7 protein-coding genes and 1 pseudogene are annotated in these 7,399 nt (G+C 63.6%); 1 reads left to right on the top strand and 7 read right to left on the bottom strand.

The annotated features are described in order from the left end of the window. The coding region (locus tag B7Y89_RS18095) for an IS110 family transposase (RefSeq protein WP_292940989.1) at window positions 1-810 on the top strand (810 nt) is incomplete at its 5' end. Between the two features lie 22 nt (window positions 811-832). On the opposite strand, the gene B7Y89_RS18090 is transcribed toward B7Y89_RS18095, so the two are convergent. From B7Y89_RS18090 to B7Y89_RS18060, 7 genes and pseudogenes are all read right to left on the bottom strand, one after another. Then, window positions 833-1,246 (bottom strand): DUF3768 domain-containing protein, encoded by a 414-nt coding sequence (locus tag B7Y89_RS18090; RefSeq protein WP_292940986.1) that lies wholly within the window; start codon window positions 1,244-1,246, stop codon window positions 833-835. Continuing rightward, a pseudogene (locus B7Y89_RS18085) lies at window positions 1,243-1,845 on the bottom strand (hypothetical protein); the annotation flags it as partial. The pseudogene B7Y89_RS18085 and the gene B7Y89_RS18090, both read right to left, overlap by 4 nt. Before the next feature lie 103 nt (window positions 1,846-1,948). Beyond that, window positions 1,949-2,407 carry a hypothetical protein gene (locus B7Y89_RS18080; RefSeq protein WP_046194764.1) on the bottom strand — a complete coding sequence of 153 codons (459 nt, stop codon included), beginning with the start codon at window positions 2,405-2,407 and terminating at the stop codon, window positions 1,949-1,951. After that, window positions 2,391-4,199 (bottom strand): integrase, encoded by a 1,809-nt coding sequence (locus B7Y89_RS18075; protein WP_046194730.1) that lies wholly within the window; start codon window positions 4,197-4,199, stop codon window positions 2,391-2,393. The genes B7Y89_RS18080 and B7Y89_RS18075 overlap by 17 nt, the downstream gene beginning before the upstream one ends. 4 nt (window positions 4,200-4,203) lie before the next feature. Beyond that, the gene (locus tag B7Y89_RS18070; RefSeq protein ID WP_292940979.1) at window positions 4,204-4,602 is read right to left on the bottom strand and encodes a hypothetical protein; all 399 of its coding nucleotides are present in this window, start codon (window positions 4,600-4,602) and stop codon (window positions 4,204-4,206) included. Continuing rightward, window positions 4,553-5,986: a site-specific integrase gene (locus B7Y89_RS18065; protein WP_292940976.1), complete on the bottom strand. Its 1,434-nt coding sequence runs from the start codon at window positions 5,984-5,986 to the stop codon at window positions 4,553-4,555. The genes B7Y89_RS18070 and B7Y89_RS18065 overlap by 50 nt, the downstream gene beginning before the upstream one ends. After that, on the bottom strand, window positions 5,979-7,121 hold the full coding sequence (locus B7Y89_RS18060) for a tyrosine-type recombinase/integrase (protein WP_292940973.1): 1,143 nt from the start codon (window positions 7,119-7,121) through the stop codon (window positions 5,979-5,981). Before B7Y89_RS18060 ends, B7Y89_RS18065 begins: the two co-directional genes overlap by 8 nt. Window positions 7,122-7,399: the final 278 nt, after the last annotated feature.

Raw genomic sequence — 7,399 nt, 5'->3', positions numbered from 1 at the left:
GACCGGATTGATGCCGAAGCGATGATCGGTATTTTGAAAGCTTATCTCGGCGGAGATCACAGTGTGTGTCGACTGGTTACGGTACCGACACCGCAGGAGGAGGATGCCAGGAGGTTGATGCGTGAACGCGGAGACCTGATCCGTGAGCGAACCAAGATCATTTCTCGGATCCGCGCTCTGTTCGCGCTTCATGGGATCAAGCATTTGCGAGCCCTGAAAGGCGGGGACTGGGCTTCGCAGTTGAATGGGATGCAAACAGGGGATGGCCGGAATCTCGATCCGAACCTCCGTCAACAGGTCTCCCGATGCTTCGAGCGCCTTAGCCTGCTGAATTCGCAGCTGAAGCAGATCGAGGTCGCCCGGAAGGAAACCCTTGCAGACGAAACAACCGGCTTTCCATGCCCTGACAAGGCCGAGCGCCTTCAACAATTGCGAGGTATCGGCGCAAATGGCGCCACGATGCTGGTCGCGGAAGTCTTTTGTCGGAATTACTCCAGTCGGCGCCATCTCGCGTCGTTCCTGGGGCTGGCGCCCAGTCCATATTCGAGCGGTGGAGTTGAAAGAGACCAAGGCATCAGCAAGGCAGGAAACCGGGGGGCTCGATGCTTGATGGTTGAACTGGCCTGGGGTTGGCTCCGCTATCAACCGAATAGCGAACTGGCCCAGTGGTACCGCGAACGCTTCAAAGGCAAAGGGAAACGCTCTGCCAAAGTGGGAATTGTGGCGCTGGCACGAAAATTGTTGATCGCCCTTTGGCGCTTTGTGGAAACCGGCTTGGTTCCTCAAGGCGCTGAGCTCCGCCAGGCTTGATGCCTTTGTTGCAACAGGCTCGTTAGGCCTCGCGGATTGGTTGGATGCGTGACCGTGAAGATTGATGGCGCCTAAGAAACGCCCAGTAGTAGTTTGGTCCGCATCCTCCGTTGCTCGGTCCAAGGATGTGAATACGGATTGTGGTGGAATAGACCTTGACCGAATAAGCATCATACAAGTCGATCTTGAAGAGGATGCGCTCGCCCCGAAGATCGAAGGCGCCGAAGTCTCGCTCGGGGCCGTCGTCTGGGGCGAAATCATACCGGCGGACGGCGGCGAGGAGTTCGGCCTGGGCAACGATTTCACGAACCGCGTCTCCTTCGCCTGCGAGACGTGAGAGGCATGTGCGGGTTACGATGAGGCGCGCGGCTGGATCGAAGCCCTGGCGGCAACGATCGTTCAAGCGGGCGATCTGTTCTGTAACAGGGATGGTCATGCTGCCTCCTTCAGGCAGGCGTTGAACTGCTCGAGCCACTCGGCCATCGCCGGGCGGTCGGGGAGTGGGACATGGGCCGCCACATCCTGGAACCGGATGAGATCGGCAGGCGCGTCACGGATGATCGCGTCGATATCGGCAGCGGGCAGGAGCTCCTCGGCGCGAATGAAATCGGTCATGCGCCCCGGCCGCGTGCGCGTGGATCGGCGCCAGAGACCTTGGACGGTCCTGAGGCGGGGGGCGGCGCGCGCCTCGACCAGCACAATCAGGCGCAGGCACCAGGCCGGCAGCGCGCGAACCTCGTCCGGCTTCATCGCACCGCAGATGAAGCAGCTCGATTTTGGCGGCACCGGCAGGCCGGCGGCCTCGATCCGGGCGATGCAGGCCGCGCGGTCCCAGCCCCATTCACGCAGGGGATAGCGGCATTCAAAGAGGTCGTTGGCAATGGTCGAAGCGTGGGTATAGCGCCGCGTATCGGCGGGCGAAGCATCGTAGCCGATGAGCCGCACGACCTTCTGGCCGCGCGCCCAGGCGGCCTTGGCAGGTTCCCATTGCTTGAGAAAGGCATCCTGCGGCGCGACCTTCCATTTCAGCGAACATTAGGTCTGGATCGACCTGTCTTATTGGCCTCGCAAAGCTCGCATTTCCGTCGTTCCTTCACCCTCTCCCCTTGCATGACGCCCGATTAGGGCGTGACCGCCTTCAGGCAACAGAGGGATCGGGCGCTCCGGCGTTGGTGCGGATCGGAACGGGCCGGCGCATCCGATCGAATTCCTGCACGAGTTGCGCGTTGCGGCGTTCGAGCCGTTCCGCCCGCTGCTCGGCTTCGACAGCGCGCTTCAGCAGGCTGGCATTATGTGTTGCAAGGGCGATGTTCCTAGCTTCAGCATCGCGAAGAGCAGAGCGTGTGCGATCAGCCTCGCCTGCGGCCGTTTCAGCGGCCCCCTCACGCTGCGACTGAAGCTCACGCAGGGCGTCGAGAACGCCGGCATGGTGGGTATAGATGATGTTGCGGCCGACCCCGGCTGCTCGTGCGAGCCCGGCGACCGTTGGCGCGGTGGACGCGTTATTAGCGAGGACGCTAAGGGCTTCGCGCAGGCGTGCATCGGTGTTCGCCCGCCGACGGGCTTGTGGGGTGGACAGATCAGTCTCGGACGCCATCGGCATTTCCTTTGTCGAGCTGGGCCAAGATGCGGAGAGATTCCTGGATGCGTGCTTCGGCAAGCGCGCGGCTCTCGGCATCGAGGTCATCGCGCTGGGTCAGCGCGGTGTTACGTTCAAGGCGCGCCTCCCAGACCGGCCTATGCCGGTCAGTCACGGCGAAGTTGGCGCAACTTGAGCAGGTGCTTTGCGTGCGAAGCACTGGGTTCGGCTCGCGCTCGCCGCCGAGGCAAGCGGATGTCTCCCGGCGGTAAAGGCAATAGCCCCAGTCGCAGACGCCGAGGCGCATATCCGTTTCGGCGAGGATTTCGGTAATATAGGCATCGACATCGCCCGATCCCGTGCGCCCGCGGAACGGCGATCGCTCGGAGAGCATGACGCCCGCCTTCCCCGCAACGTGCGGAGCCAGGAGCAGGTCTTCCAGCGCCTTGCGGGTTTCTTCGGCGGCCTGCTCGTCGATCAACTCGGCAAGCTCGAAGTCGGTGCCGACATAGGCCCGGTCGGTCATCGCGCGATGGACATGGCCGAGATGGCGTTGCAGCGCCGTCAGGCCGGTGCGGTCGCGCCGCCCGATGAACCGCGAGAACGTCTTGCGCCCCTGATAGGTGGTCAGGCGCCAGGTGCCGCCTTGGTGGTCCGGCAAGGCGAGGAACGGCGCAAGCCGCTCGTTCAAGCGGACATTGACCATGGGTGACCGCAGTCGGGCGACCGGCATCATCGTCGGGAGCGGTGATCGTCCCCGACCGAGCTGGTGGAGCCAGAGATTCTTCTCGCCGCTGAGTTCGCGGAGCGGAGCGGAGAGACGCTCGAGTATGTGGATTGCGCGCTGGACCGGCTCGGGCGCGAGCCAACGGTGGAGGTCGCCATGTTTCGTCAGCGACGTCTTCGTGATCGTGCCGACCAGATAGACGTGTTCCTCGCCGTCTTCGTCGGTCGCGCGCCGTTCGAGGCAGCCCTCTTCAAGCCTGAGTATCTCGGAGGCGCGCGCGCCAACAAGATAGGCGATGACGGTGAAGCAGGCATCGCCAAGCCGGTCGAGCATGAACGCCAGGCGGCGCAGTGGCCATTCCGGATTCGGATACCGATCGGCGCAGGGACATGGCTCGGCCAGCATCGCGCGTCTGATATGCCAGTGGAGCATTCGTCCCTGGTGCCGTGGTCGGAGCCGTTCATACAGGTCTGCGAGATGGTCGCGCAGGGCGATTATCTGGTCCGCCGGATCGCCGAGCAACTCGATTGCCCCGCTGATCAGCGGCACGGCGATCTCGTCAGGGGTATAGGGATGACCGCCATAAGGCTTCCAGTGCCGCTTCCCGACCGAGGCGGCGCGAGGCGGTGCCGTCGGCGGCGCGTCGTCCAGCTTGTCGCGCTGCATATGGAAGGTGCGGATCGTGCCGAGATGGCCTTCGGCGGTGCTGAGCGAGAGCAACGCGCCGTTCCTGCCCGGGCGCGCGCGCAGCATCGCCACGAAGCGACCCACGGTGTCCTGATCGAGATCCCTGAAGCGTCGGACGTTTTCCGCCGCCATCCACCGGGCAAGGAAGCGGATATGACTGAAGTGGCCGCGGATCGTTTCCTTTCGGAGCGGCATCCGGCCTTCGGGTGGATCGTGCCGCAGCGAGAGCAGGAACAGTTCGGCCGCGTGCCGGAGCAGCGTCCACTGATCGTCGCTGAACCGGCTTCCGTCCGGCATTTCGAACCCCCAGTTGAACGTCATCGCGGCGGGCACGCCTTCGTTCCCGAGCAATGGAGCCGGAACCTGGGTGAACGTGGATGTCGGGACGGAGGCCATGAGGCTATTCCAGGTCTGGCAGCGAAGGCAGGGCGCACATGAGCCGTTCGGCGTCTGGCATCATCTCGGGCGGGAATGCCGGTAGCAGGTCTTGCGTCAGCACCTGAAGGCTGGGCGCGTAAAAGAGGCCGAACCGGATCGGGTCGATCCGCTCCCGCGCAGCTTCAAGATGCCAGGTGGCCTGGACGATCCGCGCGAGATGATCCGGGTCGATCGGGACGATCAGGCCCGGACAGGCAAGGCAGCCTCCCAGTTTCGGGCACACGCGACCAGGATGGGCATGTCCGCTGTCAGTCGGGCGAAGGCAGTCGTGGCCGAACAGCGCCGTCACCGGCGCGCCGGTATCCGCGCCTCTATGTTGCGAGCGATCCGAGATTGTCTCGCCGCGGACCCATGTGATCATCAGCGCCTGAAGTCGGGCGATCAAAATGGCCGCAAACGCAGTGGTTTGCCGCCATGTTTCTTGAGCGCGGTCCATGTCCGTACCCGACGATGTTTCTATTTTTCTGGGCGCTTGCCATGCTGCTGCGGAACAGCTTGGGCGAGAAGTCGGGAAGCAGCGCACGAGGCTTTTCGGGATGCGCTTCGTTCCACGAGGCGATTGCAGCGTTCTGGCGCTCGTAGAAGCGCAACATTGCCGATCGCAACGTGGCCTGCACGATATGGCCGGCGTGATGATCACGCTCAAGGCGGCCAGTCGTCATGAGGAAGCGATGCAGGAACAGCCGATCGCGCCTGGACGGTTCCACATGCGGCAACAACGGCGCCGTCATCGCAAGGAGCTTTTCTATCAGGCGAGGCGCCGCATAGGGCCGGCGATTGTCGAATGACCGCCGTTGCATGCGTTTCACCTTACCGCCGGCGCGGGGTTTCACCCACTCTACCATGACGCGATGCCGCTCGAGCGGATGGGGCACCAGGCAGTCGCGCTTGATCTGGCGTAGCGGACCGGCATTTGCCGCCGTCTGGATCAGCAGCACAATATAGAACGCAACCAGCGTGTCGGTCGTGAGGTGGAGATAGCTTTCCAGCTCACGGAACCCGCCTGCGTCGGCGATCCGCTGCCGATCGGGCTTGTTAAGGTCCGAGCCTCGGGCGGGCGGCATGACGCCGTGGCCGAGGCGGTGGAGCTTCCATATCCAGCGATCCCGTTCGGCGGTCCGGCCACCATGGAGCGGCAAGTTCGGAAGAGCGACGATGGTTTGCCCGTGCTGGAACTTGTCCCAGGCAGTGTCGATCTCGGCATAGCAGACTGCCAGCAGGGCACGCATTGCGGAGGTCGTCAGCCTGTCTTGCGGTAGCCGCTGGACGCCGGCGAGCGGGATCGCATTGTTGGGAACGGCGAAGCCCGGTGCGAACAAGCCGGGATTGTCCGCGATCGCGCGCTTAAGGACCGGCCGGATCATACCGAGCTGACCGGATTGCGACTGGACGCCGCGCCTGCGCCCGTTGGTGGGCTTCGCCAGCCATGTAATGAACCGGCGGATCGTCGCCGTATCGAGATCGACCGCGCGCCTGACACGCCCATCTTCGCACAGGAACCTGCCGAACACGCGGAGCGCGAACCAGCGTGAGGTGCGGGTGGCGGCGCTGGACGCCACATCATGATCGCGGAAGGCGCGCGAGATAGCTGCGCTGATGTCGTCCGGCATTCCGAGCAGCGCCGGGTCGAACCGTTGAACGATCCTGCCCCATTCGTCGCGGAACTGGATTTCGGCGATCTCCGACGGATGGTCCGCCGGCGTCGGTTCGAGCCGAAGCGTCCGATCGAGGCGGTTCCTAACCATCGGCCGGGATCAGCTCGCCATAGAGATAGGCGAGGCTTTCGCTCAGGTCGCGCTCGTGCAGTTCGACACAGCGCAGATAGATCGCCGTCGTCGTGATCGAAGCGTGGCCGAGCAGCACCTGCACGACCTTGAGCGGGTTGAGGTCGGGATTGGTGCGGGCCTGGACCTGGAGACGGGCCAGCATCGCCATCGCAAAGGTGTGCCGGAGCCAGTGCAGTGTGCCCTGCAGCCCGGAAGCGGCAAACGCTTCGGCAAGCTGCGCCGTCAGGAGCTTGCGCGTCATCGCCCGTCCATGCTCGTTCAGCAGGAGATTGGACGGCGCGCGATAGCGCCGGTCGGAACGGCGGATACGGCGGATACGGCGGACGATCCGGGCGCGTTCCTCGCCGATATACCAGTGCGTATGATCGAGCAGCCGAAGCGGCGGATAGACCGTCCTTGGCCGGTCGCCCTTGGTGATGTGCAGCGGCACGCCAACCAGCGGGTCGATGCCGAGGTCGAGTGGCCAGCTATCGGGGATCTGGTCGACGGCAAGCGCGCAAAGTTCCTTGCGGCGCAGACCCGCCCCGAGCGCCCATTGCGCGGCAAGTCGGGCGGTAGGCCTGAGATGCGCGAACAGCCGCGCCAGTTCGTCGGCGCGCAGCGGCCGTGGTAGCTTTTCGGGGCGCGAGACGATCAGCTCGTTGACCTGGCGCCGCTGCAAGCCTGGGCGATAGGAACCGTCAAGCATCAGCGTCATCTTCTCGGTCAACCGGAACGGGCAATGGTCGATCAGCCCCCGGTCGAGCGCCCAACCGTAAAAGCGGCAGACGGTCGAGACGCGCGCATTGATCGTGGTCCGGGCATAGGGCCGCCCGGTATGCGTGCTAGGATTCTCCAGCATCCGGTTGCGATAAGCAGCGATGACACGCTCGTCGGCCTCGCGCCATTCGATCCCCGATTGTTCGAGCGAGTCGAACCAGTCGTGGAGATGTTCGCCATAGGTCCGGACGGTTTCAGACGCCTGCGCGCGGCCGCTCAGTTCGGCGTGCTCCATGAGCCAGACGAAGGCAGGCTCGATGATCGCCATGTCGGCGTCGAACAGGATCGGGAAGCCAAGTGGGACATTGGGCATGCCAGAGAATGCCCGAATCATTGATACCACGGGCTATCTCCCTCGCCCGCACAGATGCGATTTCGAAAGTAGCGCAATATGGCCGGTTTGACCGACCCATTTCGATGGAATGGGCGGTTTCCTCGTCATGTCGAAGGGTGTCGTTGCGACTCGACACCAACCACTCACCGTGGCTGCTGACACTTGGCTCCCGCCTTGATATGAGAGCCTGATTCGAAAGTTTAGCCGGCGTAACAATACCTTGCGGTTCTGCGTGTGAGCATGCGGATGGAGGCGATGTGGGTCCATGCCGTTGAGCT

The sequence above is a fragment of the Novosphingobium sp. 32-60-15 genome (assembly GCF_002280675.1).
GTDB lineage: Bacteria > Pseudomonadota > Alphaproteobacteria > Sphingomonadales > Sphingomonadaceae > Novosphingobium.
Note: the sequence above shows the minus strand (reverse complement) of the source record. Positions and strands in the feature narration are given on the sequence as shown.